This window comes from Umezawaea sp. Da 62-37, from assembly GCF_032460545.1.
GTDB lineage: Bacteria > Actinomycetota > Actinomycetes > Mycobacteriales > Pseudonocardiaceae > Umezawaea.
This window is the reverse complement of record NZ_CP135965.1, coordinates 9,320,736-9,341,044: the sequence shown is the minus strand read 5'-3', so window position 1 is coordinate 9,341,044 and position 20,309 is coordinate 9,320,736. Positions and strand designations below refer to the sequence as shown.

At 63.5% G+C, this 20,309-nt stretch carries 11 protein-coding genes and 1 pseudogene; 6 read left to right on the top strand and 6 right to left on the bottom strand.

Annotated elements, in window-relative coordinates:
• Positions 1 to 131 precede the first annotated feature (131 nt).
• The 3 genes from RM788_RS42245 to RM788_RS42235 all read left to right on the top strand — a co-directional run bounded on the left by RM788_RS42245 (position 132) and on the right by RM788_RS42235 (position 8,228).
• Entirely contained in the window at positions 132 to 923 is a 792-nt protein-coding gene (locus tag RM788_RS42245; protein ID WP_315925871.1) for a DUF6042 family protein, read from the top strand.
• A 530-nt stretch (positions 924 to 1,453) separates the two neighbouring features.
• On the top strand, positions 1,454 to 6,406 hold the full coding sequence (locus tag RM788_RS42240) for an NACHT domain-containing protein (RefSeq protein WP_315925869.1): 4,953 nt from the start codon (positions 1,454 to 1,456) through the stop codon (positions 6,404 to 6,406).
• Positions 6,407 to 6,962: 556 nt separating this feature from the next.
• Positions 6,963 to 8,228 (top strand): ApeA N-terminal domain 1-containing protein, encoded by a 1,266-nt coding sequence (locus RM788_RS42235; RefSeq protein WP_315925867.1) that lies wholly within the window; start codon positions 6,963 to 6,965, stop codon positions 8,226 to 8,228.
• 523 nt (positions 8,229 to 8,751) lie between these two features.
• On the opposite strand, the gene ltrA is transcribed toward RM788_RS42235, so the two are convergent.
• Positions 8,752 to 10,068 carry a group II intron reverse transcriptase/maturase gene (ltrA, locus tag RM788_RS42230; protein WP_315925865.1) on the bottom strand — a complete coding sequence of 439 codons (1,317 nt, stop codon included), beginning with the start codon at positions 10,066 to 10,068 and terminating at the stop codon, positions 8,752 to 8,754.
• Positions 10,069 to 10,630: 562 nt separating this feature from the next.
• Between ltrA and RM788_RS42225 the strand changes: the two genes are divergently transcribed.
• The 3 genes and pseudogenes from RM788_RS42225 to RM788_RS42215 form a co-directional block, all read left to right on the top strand.
• Positions 10,631 to 11,449 (top strand): hypothetical protein, encoded by an 819-nt coding sequence (locus RM788_RS42225; RefSeq protein ID WP_315925863.1) that lies wholly within the window; start codon positions 10,631 to 10,633, stop codon positions 11,447 to 11,449.
• Positions 11,450 to 11,509: 60 nt separating this feature from the next.
• Positions 11,510 to 12,208 carry a hypothetical protein gene (locus RM788_RS42220; RefSeq protein WP_315925861.1) on the top strand — a complete coding sequence of 233 codons (699 nt, stop codon included), beginning with the start codon at positions 11,510 to 11,512 and terminating at the stop codon, positions 12,206 to 12,208.
• A 23-nt stretch (positions 12,209 to 12,231) separates the two neighbouring features.
• Positions 12,232 to 12,718, top strand: a pseudogene (locus RM788_RS42215) (NAD-dependent DNA ligase LigA); the annotation flags it as partial.
• Here RM788_RS42215 and RM788_RS42210 read toward each other — a convergent pair.
• From RM788_RS42210 to RM788_RS42190, 5 genes are all read right to left on the bottom strand, one after another.
• Entirely contained in the window at positions 12,681 to 12,812 is a 132-nt protein-coding gene (locus RM788_RS42210; protein WP_315934994.1) for a hypothetical protein, read from the bottom strand. The pseudogene RM788_RS42215 and the gene RM788_RS42210 sit on opposite strands and share 38 nt — an antisense overlap.
• Before the next feature lie 527 nt (positions 12,813 to 13,339).
• Positions 13,340 to 15,040, bottom strand: a complete 1,701-nt coding sequence (locus RM788_RS42205) for a hypothetical protein (protein ID WP_315925859.1) — start codon at positions 15,038 to 15,040, stop codon at positions 13,340 to 13,342.
• Between the two features lie 267 nt (positions 15,041 to 15,307).
• Positions 15,308 to 17,929: a DEAD/DEAH box helicase gene (locus RM788_RS42200; RefSeq protein ID WP_315925857.1), complete on the bottom strand. Its 2,622-nt coding sequence runs from the start codon at positions 17,927 to 17,929 to the stop codon at positions 15,308 to 15,310.
• Between the two features lie 786 nt (positions 17,930 to 18,715).
• Positions 18,716 to 19,735: a tyrosine-type recombinase/integrase gene (locus RM788_RS42195; protein WP_315925855.1), complete on the bottom strand. Its 1,020-nt coding sequence runs from the start codon at positions 19,733 to 19,735 to the stop codon at positions 18,716 to 18,718.
• Positions 19,732 to 20,058 carry an AbrB/MazE/SpoVT family DNA-binding domain-containing protein gene (locus RM788_RS42190; protein WP_315925853.1) on the bottom strand — a complete coding sequence of 109 codons (327 nt, stop codon included), beginning with the start codon at positions 20,056 to 20,058 and terminating at the stop codon, positions 19,732 to 19,734. The genes RM788_RS42195 and RM788_RS42190 overlap by 4 nt, the downstream gene beginning before the upstream one ends.
• Positions 20,059 to 20,309: the final 251 nt, after the last annotated feature.

Here is a 20,309-nt window from a genome sequence, read left to right as displayed (position 1 = left end):
AGAGTCGTTATCAGGGACCGTACTGTGTCACCTGATCGAGCGATACGGCAGCGTGGCCTATGCCGGAAGCCTGCCACCGACCGATTAGCCGGTTACTGTGAACTTTCGACTCGAAATCCCTGGAGTGGTCCATGATCGCCTCATCGCCGCCAAATACCTCACCTAGCTCATGGCTGCAGGTACTGACCACAGTAGACGCCCATGGATGGTCACGTTTGCTGCCCCCGTCCGGCCTGCTCCATGCGATGGCCAAGGCAACAACCCGCGGGATCACCGGAGATCTGGAGACCGTCCTCGGCCACGATGCCTTGTCTTCCGGACCCGATGATCGAATTTCCTGGCTGGATGACGAAGAATACGACGATATTCCGGCAGATGTTCAATCCGAGCAGAATGAACTCGACCGACAGAATCAGAATTTCTTTGAAACGGTCATGGCCGATTCCGGCAGGGCCATTCCCGTAACGACACGGCAGCTGGCAGATCTGCTTGTCGACTTGGGCGTGCTTGTGCACGATATGGGCGTCGGTGTCGAAGTATGGCGTATCGCCACAACCGTACCGCGTCCTAGCGACGTTCTGACCTTGGCAGCAGAGTGGACGCGTAAACAGGAACTGCAGGCAGCGGCACCCGTCGCTTCCACGCTGATTGGACTGTTCGAGGATCGTCAGAAGACGGAAATGAATACGACGATCGATCGCCTTGCAGAAGACTGCAGGGAAGATGGCGATAATGTTCGTCCAGGCCTGATGTCGTTGACCTCCTCAGGTGATGTCACGGTGCTGCGACGCGGAAAAGACACATCCGTGGGCGAAGTCGACCTGTCCGTTGTTCCATCACACGCACGTATGACGATCTTGGTCAATTGGGACCACATCAATGCCACCCATCTGTCGTTCGCCCTGACTCGACCAGCGGAGTGAACGCGGCCACCGCACACTCTCGGCGGACAATGATGCCCGCGCACGAAAGTGCGGAGGAACTGAGACCGCCATAGTGGCAGGGTTGCGCTACCTGGCTTTGTGGTGTCGTGCTCGGCGCAGGCGCACCCGATCCCGCCAAGCTATACGGGCCGCCCGCCCTCACGGGCGTCCTGAGCCGTAGATCGAGTGCTGGGCCGTATTCGCCGTCTTCCTCGTCAGGGCGCGGCTAGTGTCCTTTGGTCAGGACAGGTCAGTAGTGGGCGGGGTGAGGCGGCGCACGAGTTGCTGGCGGCAGCTCGCGGTGCACTCGTCAGCGGGCAGTCCTCGCTGGCACAACCAGCAGGACAAGACGGCCAGCGATCATCCGCCGATCAGCATGTCGAAACCGCCGTGGCGCCAGCAGCTGCGACGATACCGCTGGTGATCGCCGAGCCAAGTGCTGTCGAACCCGTACCAAAAGCAGATAAGCACCGATCCTGCACAGCGCGGCCAGCAGCCATCTGCTGCTGCATTAGTGCGATAATTGCGTGGTGACCAGTGAGCCGTTGAAGGCAGCTAACCTCTCCTACCTGATGACTCCGCCGCAGGCATGTGGTGAGACCCCTTCGGTTATGCGACCTCAACTGCTGGCGTTGCGTTCTCTGGGCGCAAAGGACTTCGAACGGCTGTGTTACCGCCTGACTCGGCTGCATGGGACGGTTGAGCAGGTCCGGATTTTCGGCGTGGAGGGGCAATCGCAAGGCGGCATCGACCTGTATGCCCGGAAGCGAGACGGCACCTACCTGGTCGTCCAGTGCAAACGTAGTACGGACACGTTCACGCCTGGCGAAGTCACGAGCGCGGTGGACACCTTTCTCAACGGCGAGTGGGCGGCGAAGGCTGACGAGTTCGTGTTGGCTGTCACAGACAGACTCGAACGTACCCAGGTCACGGCTCGTATCGAGGAGGAGCGCCCGCGGCTCACCAGCAAGGGCATCACGTTCACGGTGTGGGATCAGACCGAGCTCTGCGCTTTGCTCAAGGATCAGCCGCGGCTGGTCGATGACTTCTTCGGTCGTGAGGCGGTCAGGGTCTTCGTCGGCAACGACGCTGCAGTTGCTCTGGGTACTCGTCTCGACGCCGCCGAAGTGGTCGAGTTTCGCCAGCAGTTCGGCTCTCTATATCGGACAGTGTTCGGCCGGTTCGAGCATGGTATGCATGGGCCGCAACGCAATGTCCCGCTCGATGCACGGTTCGTTCTACCGGACATCGTCGTCAGCGACGACCTACAGATGTCCACGGCACCGACGCCTGGCGGTGCGATGGTGCCAGACCTGGCGACATCGTCACGCCGTGACAGCTACTTCCCCGACGTTCTCGGTGGGTTGCGTGATCCCAGGGCCGTAGCTGCTCCTGTCCGGGCCTACTCCTCAGTGCACAGCAACCGGGTGGGCGTCACCGATTGGCTGTCCACCGGCGAGCGGCACTTGGTGGTGGGAGCGCCAGGCGCAGGAAAGAGCGCCTTGCTGCGCATGCTGGTACTGGACCTGTTCTGCGATGAGCCCCGGTTCACCGCCGGAGTAGACCACTTTCAGGACGTATTGCCCGTGTGGTTCCCGTTCGCGTTCTGGACCTCCGCGGCGAGCAAGAACGCCCGCTCGATCAGCGTCCTGGATGGCGTTCGTGAGTGGCTTTCCGCCTATGACCATGAGGGTCTTTGGCCACTGATCGAGAAGGCCCTTCACGACGAGCGTGTCCTGCTCGTCGTCGATGGCCTCGATGAGTGGGCGACGCCCGATGCCGCCCGGCTCTGCATCGACAGGCTGGAGGTGTTCGCCGACACCAAGCGCGCCAGGGTGTTGGCGTCGTCACGGCCGTTCAGTTCCGCTGAGCTGCCGCTGGACCCGGACGGGTGGCGGATGTCGACGCTCGCGCCACTGGACCGTGCGCAACGCCTGAGTTTCGTCACGAAGTGGCTGACCCCTGTGATCGAGGAGTCCGCGTTGCCACAGGAGGCAGCACGATGGTCCGCCGAGATCGAGTCCTCGCCGCACTTGCGTGAACTCGCTGACCTTCCCCTGTTCTTGTCGTTGCTGCTGCGCAGCAAGGAACAGCGAACCGAATTCCCGGAGGATCTCCACGCGGTACTGGACGATGTCATCGACCGTATGGTGGGCGAACATCGACAACGCAAGATCGTCACGTCCGGCACGAGAGATGTATTTCCCTCCAACGGTGACATTCATCGAGTGAGCGGAGCGGCCGCCGAAAAGATGCACCGGACCGCCACGATCACGATGTCCGACGACAACCTGCGGGCCACTTTTCGATCCACGCTTGTCGACGAGATCGGCTATCCGGCCCCCGAGGCTCACGCGACAGCACAAGCGCTGGTCAATGCCCTGAGCCCCGGAGTCGGTCTGATGATCCGGCCCGCCCCGGACGAGACCCAGTTCTTCCACCGCTCGGTGTTGGAGTTCCTCACCGCGCAACGGCTGCTGACCCTGTCCGGCGACCAGGTGATGCAGGTGGCTGTCGATCACTTGACTGATCGACGTTGGTCCCAGGTCGTGCGGTTCATGATCCGCGGTATCACCCGACCACCCGAAATCGTCGAGATGTTCGCCCGGCTCGACGTCGGCGCGGCGAACAATCCGCTGCTGCGCGAGGCGACAGATCTGCTCGCCGCCGAGGTGGCGGTCGGGGCCGGTTCAGTCGACGCGCCGATGCGACGCCGCCTGCTTGAGCGGGTCGTCGCAGTGGTCGAGACAGGTGAGCGCGAGGCACACCGTGCCGCTCTGCTCGACCGGCTCGTCACCGGCTTGTCCCGCCGTGAAGTGCGCGGCGAACTGTCGACGCGATTCGGAACGTGGCTGCACGCCTACCCGCGCGAGACCTGGGGGGCGGCGTTGCGCGCCGCGTCCACATGGCCTGCCGACGACGTGTTGCATACCGTGCTCTGGCACGCGTTGCATGCCGACGAGGACGACGTGCAGCGCCTCGCGGGCCGACTACTCGGCACCAAGTTCGCGGGCGACGACACCGTCGCAGGTCGACTGGCCGATCTCGCCTGCATCACTCGGCTGCCCGGCCGCCGGGCGGCGGCCACTGAGGCATTGTCGCTGTGCGCACCAGCTCATCCGGCGTTGGACTCACTGATCGCCACTGGCAGCTCACATCCACACTTCGCGGTCCGGCATGCCTGTGTGGGCGCTGACTTGCGCCGGGGGAACACGACCGAGGCCAACCGTGACGCCCTGATCACGCTTCTGGACGGGGCTCCCCAACTCTCGGCCTGGTCGGATTCGATCATGGAGCTGATGTTCGAACATTACCCGGACGATCAGGTGATCTTTGAGCACTACCTGCGTGAGGCGGACCCCGCCGTCGACCGCCCGCATCATCGGCGAAACAGCCCCGCGACCTTTCTGCTATTCAAGGGCTATCCACTCAGAGCCGAGACGCGCCAGTACTTTCAGCGGTACCTCTCCCCCGCCCGCACACTGTTTCCGGACAGTCCGAACCTGTTGATCGAGCGTGTGCCATGGCCCCAGATCGCCGAGGCATACAGCGACGACCCCGAGATGGTGTCCGCAGTCGAGGGGTTCCTCAACGAACTGCTGAGGTCATCTCTCGGTCAGCGAGGCACGTACTTCTGTTCGCTCGTGGCCAGAACGCCGTCTGTGCGTGATCGGCTGCTGACCCGCCTTCGTCGCGACGATCGCTGGGGAATCGGCTGGATCGTGCGCGCGCTGCTAGAAGGCTGGCCCAACGACCCCGAGGTCCACGCCATCTTGCTGGACCAACTTGATTCCGGCAGCACGACACATCGAAACGACGGCCTCATCGCCCGTCTGTCTGACATCATCACCGACCCCGAGGAAGCGCTGACCCACTTGGAAGCGTTGGCTCCCACGGCCATGGACGCCGTCTCTGTGGTACGCGCCCTCGAAGGCATTGTGAATCGCGGCATCGATCGAGCGGATCCCCGCGTGGAAGCACTTGTGCAGCAGGCGCTTGCGGACCAGAAACTCAGACTCCAGGGCAGCACTGAAAGAGCTCTTTTTGAAGGGTTCATGCATCACCGCTTGGTCCGTGATCGTGCCGCGGCCCGGTTGAACGCGCACGACACCCCATTGGCCGCGATTGTCTACGGAGCACGAGACGAACCCGATCTGCGTCACAATCTTGCCGCCCAGTTCGGCTGTGTGAGTCCGCCCTTGCGTGGCCGACTGATCGAAGCGCTGGCGAATGCCCCGATCTCCGACGGCACGGCAACCATTCTTCTCGGCGGCTACGACGCCGAACCCGACGCTACCGTCAAGATGCTCGCGGCCACGGCGTTCGCGCGGCGCCTGGTCGAATCACAATCACCGACCGCCGAGGCGCTGGCCAACTTTACCGAGCAAGCCCGCGCGATCGGCCCCGATCTCGACGAGCGTCGAGGCGCCGCCTTCTGCGCACTGGCCGAACTGGGTCGCTTGGATGTTTTGACGGACATGCGCGAACACAGCGACGGCCGACCGGTACAAATTCAGCATGGCCATGGCGGTGACACACAGCCGTTCTACCGGTACGTGTGCCGTTTCTGGGCCGACACAAAGACGGCACTGGGATCTAACTTCGCCACGCGGTTCGGCTTCGATAATAGCTCCGATCAAGAGTTTTTCCAAAATATTCTTGCCGTGGCACATGATTATCCCGACATTCGAACCGATCTCCTCACCTTGCTCGCGGATCGCCCAGAACTGGCCGGAACAGCCCAGGCGGTCAGCTACCTACAGCGCATACGACTGACCAATTCGGATAGCTGGGTAGCGACTACCAATCTGCTGGTTCGAGCGAATGCGTGGTCTTACCACGACATCGAGCAAGCGTGGACGGCACTTCACGTTCTGACCGAGCAGTTCGGCACCGACCCGCGCACTGAACAGTGGCTGAATAAGCAACTCGCCCAGTTCGAGAAATACAAGATTGTCAACGCGGACACAGACTCTATGCTAATACCCAGCTACGGTGTCTTGGCCGCACTCGCGCGACTGCGTCCCGACCACGACCTGCTGGCCATGATGCTGGCCGCCACCGCACGCCCTGAGGCAGGGCTACCTTGGCGCACCTTTCCCGAGTGGACTGAACTGGCAACAGCGACGACCTCAGACGCGCAGCAATTCGTGGATTTGGCCCTGGAAATCACCCGCATCGTCACTCGCAGTGACAACTATTCCGGCTATATTCATCATCCGCTGGCTTACCGGCTTCGACGCGACCACTCACTCGCCGCGGAGCTTGCACAACAAATCCCGCACCTGTCTGACGCCGCGGTCGGCATCGCGATACGACTGCTATGGCTCAGCGGGCACTTCGACGGCACCGTCGCCGAGTACGTGAAAGAGATCGCCGAGGGCAAACAGCGGGCGTCATCGTGGGCGGTCGATCCGCTGACCGGCCAGACCGGTCATCTTCACCTACTCGCGCTGAACATCCTCGACACACTGCACGCATAGAACGCGATGATCATCGCCAGTTACCCTGGTGGACAGCTTCGGCGTCACACCTACGCTAGCGGGGCCGCGACCACCCCCGGTGAGGGCCTGTCCCATATCGCTGGCCTCGCACCGCCTGGGTGCCGTCGTTGCGGTCATCGACGAACCGCGCTGACCCTTCCTGCCCCGGTTGAGCCGGACCACGGCGGTGGCGGGTGGCGAGCGTGGTATCAGCGCTTCCGAGACCACAGCGGCCACGTCGCTGAAGTTGACTGGAGGGGGCCAGCCGGGAACGGGCACCCGCGTGCATCCTGTCCAGCAGGACAGGCGCCGCCGCGTTTGACCGCAACGCATCTACCAGTTCGGGCGGTTGACATCCGGGGTAGTCCAACGGCCGCGGCGACCGCGGCCAAGATCCTCAGGACGGGGTCTGGGCAGACAACGTTCCTGGTCCGCGATGCGACTTGAGCCGTACCAGACAAACCCGTTGCCGTACACCTGGTGGAGGCAATTGGTGAGCTTGGACAGCGCTATACTGGCCTGTTCTGCTCAATACGGCCCGACAGGAGTGACAGCGATGGCAGAGGTGCAGTTGGACGGGAAGTTCTGGTTGCCCACCGACCCAGACCACAAGGTCCCAGGATGGGTGACCTTCTCGCCGACGGCGGGAGGCTCGCTGACGCTACTCGACAGTTTCGAGGGCATCGACGACTTCGACAACCCACGCCCGGACTACAACCGCATCCTGGGCGAGAGCATCCACGGCGGCCTGACCCTGGACGACTGCCGCCTGGAATTCCTGAATCCCTTTCAGCGGCGCCAGCGGTTCGCAGTGGGCAAGCTGCTGAACAAGGTGTACTACGAGAGCGGTGAGGCGGTCGAAGCGGATCGGCTGGTCACCCGGATCAGCGACCTGATGCTTTGGGTGCTGGACGGTGCGCCCGAACTGGGCTTCAAGCCTGAGGAGTTGGCGGGCGGCAACATCCCGATCGTCAAGCGACACAGCGAGGACATCGACCTGGGCAACGGCGCCCGGCTCAACCTGATTCACGGACTAGCCCACTCTTTCAACATGGGGTTGACTCAGATACGGAGCACGGCCACACCGCAGTTCGAATTCGACGCTCCGGTCGAACTGGATGCGGCCTTGGAGCACGCGTTCGACCTGCTGGCCGCAGTCACCGTCGCCGCGGACCGCGTTGTGGCGTTCGAGGACGTCACGTTCAGCCACCCCGACCTGCTCATGTCGGACGGGTCTCGGCGGTTGGCTGTCGAAGTGCACCAGCAGTGGCGTGCCCAGGCAGACCCGAACCGCAGGCAGTTGGATAGCAACCGGGCGGCGTTCACTTACGGCCAGTTGGGTCGTGGGGACGGGCTGCGGCGCTTCCTCGAAGCGGTGCGCAACCACCGCGCACTCACCCGCCAGATCATTCGGCCGCTCTACGACACGGCACCGACTGTGCAGGACTCGTTCTTCACCAGGGTGGCGGCGCTCGAAGGCCTCGACAAGCAGCAACACGGGGACGGCCTCTCCCTGCGTGAACGCCTGGAGCGGCTCGCCAGCAACACCGGGGCGTCGTTCGAGTCGCTGGTGGGAGACGGCGATGCTGTCGCACGCTGGTCCAAGCGCATGGTGAAGTTGCGCAACAGCATCGGCCACGGCGACCCCGTGCCACTGCACCAGAGCGCCGCGGAGTTGTACGAGATGTCCGAGGCGGCCTACTGGCTGTTTGTCCTCAACCTGCTCGTCGAGGCTGACGCACCCGCCGCCGTCTACACCAACCTGACGACCACAACGCGGCGGTTCATCTTCCTGCGCAAGCACGTACGCCGGCACTACTGAAACCAGGAATTCGACGCCGATCCCGTAGCCGTCCTCGCTGGCCACGACAAATGACGATGCGGTGGTCACCAGCCCAGCAGCGTGATCCCGCCTCCGCCTCGGCGGGAGCAGGTGCCGGCTTGGTGCTGATGGAGGTGTAGCCGCCGGTGCGGTTAGTGTCGTCGAGGTCGGTCCAGGTAGCCGTCTTACAGTAAAGGCGTGGAAAGTGATCGACGGGGCAGAGCAGGGCGCAGTCCGTGGGTCCAGAGGGAGCAGGTGCCGTTGGCGCCCTGGTCAGACACCCAGGCCTCAGTCGACATCGCGTGGAACGGACAGCGGGGTGATTGGAGCCGGTAATCAGGATGCACTCTGTCAGTGATCATGCGCAGACGGGACGATGCCGGGGTATTGCCAGTGCCGTGTAACGTCCACACAGGACTGAAAATGCCGCGCATCGCTCTAGAACAGTTACTACGATAGAACCTTGATCGCGGTAGGGACCGCCCTCGCGGGCGGCCCCCCGCGCAGATCCCAGCGTGCGCTGCTAACGCACTGGGCTCCTGCCTCGGGTTCTGGCATCAAAGCGCCTTTCAGGGAAAGGATGCTTCACGCGGGCGGGTGGTAGCCATCGAGTCTCGAGACGGCGCATCCGCGTCCAGTTGAGGCGAGTGCGTTGGCTGCGACGCCGGAGCGACCTGTGCCAATGCCTCCTCGCCTGGGTGCGAAAGGCCGCCACGGCGTCGGTGTTGCCGGGCACGGCGTAGTAGGCGAGATATCCGCGAATCACGCTTCCCAACCAACGCCCTTGTTCCGGGATGGGCAGGTGCCGACTTCGCCGGAGGTGGTCTTTGACCTCGACCAGCTTCGCCCGCATCCGTTTCGAGATGGTCTTGCGCTTCAGCCAGAACCGCCCGGTCCTCGTCTTCCCGCAGATGTGCGTGAAGCCAAGGAAGTCGAACGTCTCAGGCTTCCCGACACCCCGCGCCACACGGGCTCGGGCGGCGTGCCGACCGAACTCGATCAGCCGCGTCTTGTCGGGATGCAACCCCAAACCGAACCTCGCGAACCGCTCACGAAGATCAGCCAGGAATCGTTGCGCGTCCTCCTGAAACTCGAACCCCACAGTGGAGTCGTCCGCGAAACGCACGATGATCATGTCACCACGCGCGTAGCGGTTCCTCCACCACCGAGCCCACAGATCGAAGACGTAGTGGAGGTAGACGTTAGCGAGCAACGGCGACGCCGATGCCCCCTGCGGTGCTCCCTCCGAGGTCTCCGACATCTTCCCGTCCTCGACGACCCCCGCGCTCAACCACTTACGGATGAGCCGCAGGACCCGCTGATCCGCGATCCGGTGCTCAAGGAACCTCACCAACCAGCGATGATCAAGATTGGTGAAGAACTCGCGGATATCCGCGTCGAGCACCCAGTTCACCTTCTTCCGCGAGATCCCGACCACGAGCGCGTCCAACGCGTGATGCGGGCCGCGGCCCGGCCGGAAACCGTAGGAGAAACCCAGGAAGTCCACCTCGTAGACGGCGTTGAGCACCTCGACGACGGCTCGTTGGAGGATCTTGTCCTCCACCGTCGCGATACCGAGCGGTCGCTGCCGCCCGTCCGCTTTCGGGATGTACACCCGCCGTGACGGACTCGCCCGGTAAGCGCCGCTGTGCACCCGTGCGTGCAGGTCCCGGAGGTTCGCCTCCAAATCCTGCCCGTAGGCATCCCACGTCACCCCGTCCACCCCCGGCGCCGCCTGTGGGCGTATCGCCCAATAGGCGGCTCGAAGGCGATCCAGGTCGACGTGGTGCAGCAGCGCGGTGAACCGCGCGTCCTTGTTCCTTCGTGCTGCTTCGCGCACACGATCCAGCCCGTGTGGCACGCCTGGTCCGGCGCTGTGTCCGGGACGTGTCGGTCTGGTCGTATTCCCCTTGGCCAACCCCCTTTCCTCCACCACCTCCGCAACCGCGTCCACGGTCTTGTTCGGCGGCTTCGCAGGTACTACGGGGCTGTCAGACTTCCCACGCTCGTTCATCTCAGGCTTACCGCCTCAGCGTTCCCTGAACGGCCCGCCCGGCCATCACACCGGCGGGCGAGCGTGGGATCTCCCGGTTCTCGCGCATGGAGATTCCGTACATGCACAGGTTCTCCGACCGCGCGGGGTCCCCTGGCGACTCGCGCATAGCGCCACCAGCGATGTTGCCTTCCGCCCGTTTCGACGACGTCGGCACCCCGATCTCCTTGATTTCGCGGCTCAATAGCCCGGCCTGCACGTACCCCTGTCAACGCTTCGCCGTCGCCCTCACGGACGCCAACGCATGACTCGGGGCCACCGTGGATCGCTACTCCTTCGATGTAGGGCTCTTCCATCCCCTTCTCCATGCCGGTTTATCCCGGCGCTCCGAAACGTCAGGAAGTCCACCATGGGCGAAAGTCCGCCAGGAGACAGCCAGGTCGACCAGTCGGTGTTGCGGGTGTTCAACACATTGTTCACACGCGCTAATCCGTCGCTGGAGCGTGCCTTCGACGTGGAGCACAGCTCCACCGTCGACCCCACCAGCAGTCTGGCCTCCGACGACAAGGCCTTGGGTGATCTGGCCACCTCCAGCACGGTGACTTCCATGCTGTTGGCCGCCGCAGATCATCTCGACGCTCTGCGTTCCATGCTTTTCGAGGCCAAGGTCCTCTACATCCGAGCCCCTTACACGCTGCTGCGCTGCGCCCTGGAAAATGCCTCCGTCGCGGTGTGGCTGCTCGCCCCCTCCAACCGCGACGAGCGCATCATCCGCCGCCTGCGCTGGGAATGGGCCAACATCGTCGACCAGTATGCCGCGTTCGAGTTGATCAAACACACACCAGTGCGGTCCAAGGACGACCGCCGCATGCACCTACTCGCCCTGGCCCGTACCCGTGGCCTTTCCGACGATCAGGTCAGTGCCATTGCCGGCCGCACCATCGGCTTCGGACAGATCGTCGACCTTGCGGCCGAGGAAAACGCGCTGCTCGACAAGGCGACCAACAGAGTCCTGTGGAGTATGTGCAGTGGGATCTCCCACGGACGCCAGTGGCCGGTGCTGCCGTTGTCTGAGCACAGCCGGGTCGCCCCGATCGACGACAAGAGGGTCTGGGTCCGGCTGTCGATATCCGAGAAGGAACTCCTGGACATCGCCGACGTCACGCTGCTCACCTTCCAGCAGGGTTGGCACCTGTTCGACCAGCGTCGCCGAGGACACGGGCTATGAACGGTCGAGACCGCTCGGGTGCGAGACTGGCGCGGAAAGTGACGACCTAGGGAGCTCGGTGTGGTCTCTGACGCCTTCGTAGAATCGGCGCCCGCGGCGAGCGGTCGGGGTCAGCCGATCCTCGACCTGATGGACAAAGCCATCAGTCTGCAGGTACCGCTGGTCGGCAAACACATCGCCCGCGCCCGTCAGCGCAACCCGGAGGCAACACCGGCGGAGGTCGTCCGCACCCTGGAGCGGATGTACGTCAGCGCCTTGACGGGCAGGGGCGTCATGGCTGGGGGCGCTGTCGGCACCGGAATCGCGTTGGCGCTGTCGGCGGGCGAGTTCTTCTCCTCGCTCAAGCTGAGCACCTTGTTCGTGCTCTCGATCGCCGAGGTTCACGGAGTCCGGCTGGACGAGATCGAACGCCGCCAGACGCTCGTCATGGTGGTCCTGATCGGCGAATACGGCTCCACGGCTTTCGGCCAGGTTGCCGGACGCACCAGTCAGCACTGGGGCCGACAGCTTGTCAGCAAGGTGTCCCCCGCAACGCTGCGCCAGCTCAACAGGGGTCTGTCCACGAACTTCATCACCAAGTACGGCACCAAGCAGGGTGTCATCGTGCTCGGCCAGGTAGTCCCGATCGGTATCAGCGCGGCGATCGGCGGCGTCGCCAACGCCATCGTCGCCGTCATGGCCGTCCAGGCCGCCCGGCGTACATTCGGACCGGCGCCGCGGTCGTGGCCCGAGACCTCGCTGGAGCCCAGGCTTTCGTGATCGGCGCAGGTAGTTTGTGGACCGTGAACGCTGCGCACCGCATCCAGGAACTCGCCGACCGTATCGTCGTGCTGCGCGACGCCTACTATCGCGGGTCGCCGTCGGTCGCCGACGCCGAGTACGACGCGATCGAGGACGAGCTGCGCGGTCTGATCGAGGCCAACCCCGACCTCGCGCCCGACCCGAACCCCCCTCGACCAGGTCGGTGCCCCGGCGGTGCTGCACGCGCCGGTCCGGCACTCGCGGCCGATGCTGTCACTGGAGAAGGCCACCAAGCCCGAGCAGGTCACGGCGTTCTTCGCCCGCTTCTCAGGCCAGCCCGTGGTGGTCATGCCGAAGCTGGACGGCCTGTCGCTGGCCCTGGTCTACGAGAACGGACGCCTGGCCCGCGCCGTGACCCCGTGGTGACGGACGACCGGTGACGACGTGACGCCGCTGGTCAAGGCCCTTACCGACGGCGTGCCCAAGCGGGTCAACGCGCCGGGTCGGGTCGAGTTGCACGGTGATGCTGCGTGATCGCGTAGCGCTCCCGGCCGTTGCGGTAGGTGACCAGCAGCAGGCCGCTGCTCAGTACTGCAAACAGGATCGCGGTGCGCGCTGCCACCGCCTAGCAGGTTCACCAGCGGCAGGGTCAGCGCGGTCATCATGATCGTGCCGACTGCGGTACCGACCAAACGGAACCCCGACAGGTGCATCCGCTGCCGCGGTTCCCGCACCATCTTCAGCACTTTAGGAGGAGCCGCAGGGTGGTTGGACTTGGCTCGCGATTCGCCGCGCGGCGACGCCCCTGAGGACATCGCCGATCTGCTTGTTGTTGTGTCGAGGGGGTGTCCGGTAAGCCGTGCCCCCTGCTCGTCATCGAGACTGGTCACGACAGCCCAAACCCCGAGTCCGACAAGCGCCTCGGCGGGGACAACGGCCCGGTCCACACCAAGCGCTCTCTCCCATACGGTGAGAGCGACATCTTCGCCCGGACCTAACCTCACCCTCAGAGAGGCGATCTGTCCACGCCCATTACTACTTTCATCGAGTTCGATCTCGTCGCGGGACCGTTGTACGCCACCGCCGGGCGACTAGCCCGGCGCACCGGAGCGTTCTCGTCGGGCAACCCAAGCGCCTGTCCTGCCCGGTTCAGTTCGAAGGTGTCGCCAGCCCGCCGTCCCGACTGGGACTGGGGCTGGGGAACGGCGTCCTACGCCCTAGGACGGCTGAGCCGGGTGCCGGGGCGATGTCAACCGGAACCTTCTTTTTCTTAGCAGCCAACTTCGCGGTGACCTCGGTGGCGTTGGTGATCCGTGCTCGAGAGAACGCGACGTAGAGCGGGTCCACCGGCACTGACGCCTCTCCGATCGACAGCGTCAAGCCGACCATCTCGAAGTCGATCCGCCCGCCGTACCCGGTCTCGAGGAGGTCCATGTAGAGCCGGGCTTCCTCTGCAGTGCTGATCTGGTGGCACACCGTAGTGCTTAGGGGCATGGGCACCTCGTCGCCGCGGAGCAGGCCAGCCAGGATGGCGATGTTGCGTTCGTCGCGGCGCGTCCAGCGGACAGGCAGCGGGAGAACCACGTCGAGCGCGTCGCGCACGATGACGAAGTCCTGCAAGGTGCGGACGATCGGCGCGAAGTGCCCGGTGGGTTCGCGGGTCTGGGCATCCAAGTCGATCTGCTCGGTGTCCAGCACCAAGACCATGCTGGGCGCCTGGTCCAGGGAATCCAGGACAGTGACGGTGCGCAGCAACGCTTCGGGGTCGACCGAAGCCGCGTGCAGGGCGTCGTTGGGTCCGTACTGCAGCAGCATCCCGACGTTCGAGCCCAGTTCCGGAGCGTTGTCGTCGGGGCGGTCGACCCGCAAGCGCAGCCGCAACATGCCCGTGGAGTCGGTGCCGTGCACGTACATGCCGCGGATGCCCTCGGTGGCGTAGTGCAGGGTCAGGTGCAGCGGACGCCCAGACGTACCGTCGCCGGTGCGGGCACGCAGTGTGGCCGCACGTGGGAACCCGGCGGTGACACGCTGATCGGGCAGCACCATCGCCACCTGCTCCCACGGGAGGTTGAGCGCGGTGATTGCCTCGTTGTCGACGCGGTTGATGTGGCCGGGTTCGATGACCGTGCCGCTGCCGTAGTGCAGCGCGGTGGTGATGGCTTCGGTCATGGCAGGGCCCGCAGGGTCGTCTTCCTCGACGTCGAGATGGACCTCGATACGCTGAGGCGGGCTGCCCGGCTTGAGACGCACGAACACCTCGTTCCGTCCACCGCGGGAGGCGAAGTCCAGACCCCAGATCGGTGACAGCTCATCGGACCGGCTACTCAGTACGTCCAGACGCTTGAGCAGATCGGGCACCCCGCCAAGCAGGCCAGCCTGCTCCTGCCCCAGTTCACGCTGCATGTCGATCACCTCTTGGTGCGGGGTGGTCAACATGTAGCGGGCGATGTCAGGACGCTCGGCCAGCTTCAACTCCAGCCAGCGCACGTCGAGGAACACCATCTCGAACGAGCTGCGGTAGCGGCCTTTCAAGCTGTTGAACCACTGCAAGTCCTTCGGCGTCGGGTGCACCGGCGCGACGAGTAACCATGAAACGATGTCTGCGTCCGTTTCGATGGCTCGCTTCAGCGAGCGGACGACCTGCGCGCGCTGGGATGCACCCAGTTTTGTCCAGCTCTTGAACTCCACCACGCGGCGGATGTCCTCGATCCAGGCATCGCGGCCGCCGTCGCCTCCGGAGCCGTTGATCGTGCGCACCCGGTTGCTGCCGTATTCGGCGTGCACGATCAGGTCGAACAACTGCTCGGCCTTCTTCGGTGATTCGGCCAGTTCGTCCCAGGAGATCCGCACGGTCATCATTCTGCCGTTGCACGAGGCCCTGTCGTGGGCGACGCACCGGTTCCGATCGGCACGCTTTGACAGTCCATCACCCAAGTGAGTGTCGGGAAGACTTCGTGTACGGCGGGAGCTGCACATGGTGCTCGGTGGACCTCACCGGGCCTGGTCGCACTGGTGACACCGCTGAAGAACGTCGAGCCGGATGGGTGGTGCACATGTGAAGCATGTGCACCACCGACGGATCGCACGTCCCAGCGCATTCCGGGGCGTGAAATTACTTCAGGACTCAGGCTTTTTCCAAAGCGGGCCACTCCTGAGAATTGGAAGCCATTGAGACGGCAAAGCCTGCTCGGCTTTGAAAATGGATGCAAGTTCGGGAACTGACAGTGTCGCCAGACCTCGAGCTCGACTCTTCTGCCAAGCGCGCGCAAGACGATCGAACAAGTCGAGCACCTCAGCAGGTCGAATCCAGTAAACATTTTCCTCGGCAACCGCGTGAGCACTAGCATGCACTTTAGTCTTAGGCGATACGAGCAGGCACACCGAGTCGCCTGGCGCCGCCTTTCCTTGCTCCTTCTCGGCTGTTCGCAGATGCGCCCCGGCTTGCCGGACCTGATCAGCACCGATCTGTCCGGTGTCCTTCGCTTGACTCTTTGCTTCCCATAGCACCCACTGAGCCTCGCCGAAGATCCACACAGCATCCGGGAGGGCGTCACCTTCATCCTCCGCGTTGCCATAGCTGGGTTCGGCACCGGCTAATCTGCCAAGGTGGACAAGTCCGGCTTCGTATGCCGTGTATTCAGCCCCCTCCAGTCCGACACGCGCTTTCATGATTTCCTCGAAAGCCTCGATGCGCGCCAGATCAGTAGCCGCGAGGATGTTGCGCATAGCGATTTCATCAGCGAGAGCAAGCTCCGACGGCTCGGGCGCGGAATCGCGCTCGATCGGGGCCGCAAGATGGGATAGCCAGGTGGTTCCCTGACTATTCTTCCATGTCTCCCGGTAATAGATGTCCGCCGTTTCCCGAAAGCTGGAGTCACCAGTCTGGTTGGCCAATTGAACAGCGATACCAAAACCCAAATAGCTCCACAACGACCCGTATCGTTTCGGCGTGCGGTCACCGCGGAGTTTATCCAAGACAGTTCTGATGGCATCGAGCGCGAAGTTCTGGTCCCCGGACCAGATGGCTTCAGCGGCAACGACCTCATGTCGGACTGCTCGCTGCAGGTCAGCTACACCAGGAGCGTCTTCGCGACTGTACGTTTCGCGAGCGGCGACGATGTCGTCGTCCACGGCCTTCCAAGCCTCTGCATGTTCGGCGAAGACGCGGAGATTCTCCAGCATGGAGGTCGAGTCGAAGCCCAAGCTGGTATCGACACCGAATTCGAGTTCAGCGTGGATTTCAGGATGCATAGCCGCTTGTGTCTCGCGGCGTGTCAGGTACGAGGTCAGGTCGCGCCCCAAGATCAGCACGGCGGCGTGGTCACGGATGTTCCGCGTAGCCCGGCCGCTTCCCTGCTGGATCCGAGCCCTCATACGTTCAAGAAGGACTTCAACCGCCCCCAAAGAGCTGTGGAGAAAGCGCTCTTGAAGATCTCCCTTTGCGGGGAGCCCCATGAGAACCACTAGGCGGCATTGATCGTCGGGGAGGTCGATGCCGTCGTAACGATTGTTCAGTACGAGGGCGGCGGCTGCCTGAGAAGTGAACCGAGTGAGGTCGTCCTCCACCTCTTTCGCTGTGAGCGTAAGGTAGCCGGACGGAAGGAAGCTTGCCCGGAAGAGATCGGCAGTTCGACTGTCAGGCGTCAAAACAACGGCGCGGCCTGCCTTGGCGATAACGCCAGCGACGAAAGGGGCGAGCTTTTGGTTGTCGGAGGCGAGATCTTCGGCCAATTCAGGAAAAGCAAAAAATCGACGCCCAGTGCCTTCCTTGTCCCATCCGAAAGGAACAGGAATACGTTTTATCTTCCGACGACCGAAGCTGCGCTCCAGTTCGCCACCAGCACCTAGAGTTGCGCTCATATAGAGCCTTCGTCCGGGTTCACTGAACGCGGAATGCTGGAAGGTGGGCGAGATCAACGGTCGAATAAGGATTTGATGGTATGAAATGTAGACCATGCACCTTGCCACTCGACCCTCGATGAGCCTCCATGCATAAATTGCCCCCTTGTCGAGCTTTCCCATCGCGACCGCGCCACTCAAGGCAGTTTCAAGTTCGGCGGACTGAGCGGCAACACCGAGAGGCGATGCAAGGTAGACATTGGACAGGAATTGACTATCCGGAGTGTAAGCAGCAAGTCGCTGGCAAACCAGAGGGTCCAAGGCTGGCAAAAGTACCGACAACATGTCTCTATAAGCACTCTCATGATCCGAGCGAGAGATACCCAGGCTCCACGGTGCAGCCACATAACCTTCTGCCGCGTGGGCATCGTCCAAGACCAGCAGGTCGGCACCGGCCAGTCCAGGGTTTGAGTTGAAGATATGGCTGTACACGCTGACGGCGATTGCGCGCCCGGATTCAAACTGGGCCCGATTAGCCTGGTTCCAAGTCGAAACTCGGCCAGTCAGGAGAACCTGCGGGATTCCGTATTCGGCGAGCCGGTTGGCTGTCTGCCGCGCGAGCTGCTTGGTGGGGCAAAGGTATGCGACCCGACTGTCCTCCTTACGTCGAAGGAACTCGCCGATCAGCCCTCCGACCAACGTCTTCCCCGCGCCGGTTGGAAGCTCAATCGCCACATCAGATTCGGAGTAGTTCTCAAGATGCCACTTCTCCAGGACCTTCGACTGATGACCCCAGACCGAATCAGGGCCGGTGTTCGACCGGGCGAGCAGGCGATACAACTGCTCGGGGTCGTCAGCTTGGCTGACTGGGCCGCTGCCGCTCCGACGCTGAAATGCCACGAAGTTTCCGCATCCTTCTGCTCGAGCAACTGGGACTGAACGCGCTTGTCTCGCTGATGAGGGCGCGACCAGGAAGGTTGGAGTATCTCGTAACAGACGGACGAATGCATCTGCTTCGCCCCAGTACATGCCGACCGAGGCTGCGCCCGGCGGCTGGTTGGCAAGAGACCCCGCGAACGGGAACCTCCCGACTTGCGCGTCTTCGCCGCGAAGACCACGAGCACGGAGTTCGATGCCAACCGGACGAGTGCTTGCGCCGCTCATGGTGGTAGGCACTCGCAGAGTTCCGATGTCCAATGCCCCCGTTGACTCAGCACCAACCGGAGCCAGCGCGACGCCTCGCCGGGGCTCCGCCTAGGGTTACTGTTCTCCGCAGCAGGTCAGAGCCCTTGAACGGCCTCGTGGGCTGCGTGGCATGAGTCGTGGCAGAAACTGCTGGAATTCATGGGTCTGTGGCAGCCTCCTGGAGGAGAAGTTGAGACCATAGATCCTGGTAGGAGCCCCGGAGGGCTCGAACCACCGGCCTTCTAATCCCGAGGTCGCAGGTTCGAATCCTGTCGGCGTACGGCCAGCCGGTTCCCCATGTCGACGACGCTCTCTGTGGCCGCGAAGGCCCGGTTCTCGTCGCGCCTACGAGCGAACGATCAGTACGAAGCCTCGGATGTCTTGATCGCACTGGCCGGGACGCGTCCCCGATCGGCCAGAACCACGTCATGTCGCGTGCCTGGTGGAGTCGCTGCCCGACATGGCGCTTCGACTCCACCAGATCCACGGAGAAACCCGACGCTAGGAAGCCAATGGGTGTGCTTCCTCCGACAGTTCCGCCAACGCCTTCGCGACCTCCTGCAACGTCGCTTTCACGTAGTTGGCCGTGCTGTTGCCATCACCTGGCCCGGCGTGCCCGGCGTAAGCCTGCGCCACCGCGTGACTGAAATTGCGCTCCACCCACGTGAGCGTCGTGTGACGCAGCCAGTGCGCAGTCACCATCTGGGTAGCCACCCACGGCAGCGTCTTGCCCAGCCGCTCCCAGATCTGTTCGTAGCGCCGCTTGGTGATCGGCTTTCCGTTCGGGTGACGAAACACCCCATTGCCGTTGGCTCCTCCCCTGCTCTCGACATGCGCCAACAGGTGGACCATCAACGTCGGCGACACCGGCTGCCAACGCTGGGTCTCGGCCTTCTCCCGCAGTTTCACCAGACACAACTTCGGGTCGAGATCCCGCGGCTGCAACGACAGCAACCCGCCGCGACGGCAGGCGGTCTCGATGTGGAAGCGCATCATCAACGCGTCCAACGCCGGATCGTCACCGCCCGCGGCAGCTGCAGCAACCAGTTCGGCAACCTGCTCGTCGGGCAAACCTCGCCGCGTGGACGGTTTACGACGAGGCTTGGGCACCTGCTTGGCCGGATTGCGTGAGTCGGTGAGGTGCTTGTCATTGACCGCGCACTTGTAGAAGTAGCGCAACGCACCGACCAAGTGCTCCACCGCACCCGACCCGCCCCGATCTGTCCGCCGCACGATGCGCTCGACCCGGATCCGCTGAGCCAGCACCGCGATATCGGACGGCACGATCGTGTCCAAAGGACGGTCACCCCACGCCTCCACCGCCCGATTCAGGTACGTACCGTAGACCCGTTGCGAACCGGGGCTCAGGGTCGCGGTGACCGTCGGCATGAACTCGGCGAACGTCGGTGCCTTGGACTCGGCGGCTGGTTCAGCGAGCAGGTCCTCGACCGTGACACCGAGACGTTCCAGCAGCATTCTCGCCGCGTCGAGGGTGCCACGATCCGGCGGTGTGTCACTCATGCGTGATCACCGCCGAGCACGCTCGCGTGGTGAGCCAGGACCAGACGATCGAGCGTGGTCATGCTGTGCACCACCAGCACATCGCGTTCGAGGTCGGCGACCAGGAGCACTCGGTCACCCGGCGAGAGCAGACACCAGTGCCGGATCGGAGCCGGTATCGATGCCCGCCGTCCCGACTGCACGCGGCCCGCTCCGCGCGGAGCGGGCCGCATCAGGATGGCGTCCTGGACCAGGCTGACATCGAGACGTTGATTCGGCCGCCAGTCCAAGGCCTGCATGATCCGGCGCTCGCAGACCCGACCACCGTTGTCGAGCGTGGCCATCCCATAGAGCATCGGCCGTTCGTGCGGTAGCACCGCCAGGCGAGGCAACGGGAGCCCTGAGACTTGCTCCGACCGTGCTGCGGACGTGACCGGGTGCCGAACCGGGTGGACGAGCGAAGGAATGATCGACTCAGTGGTCACGGCCGACCACCGCCCGCGACGCCCGACCAACCACGACAAGCCCTGGCGGGCACGCGACTACTCCGCGTGCCCGCCAGGGCCCTGACATGACTCTTCTTGCTTGGGAAATT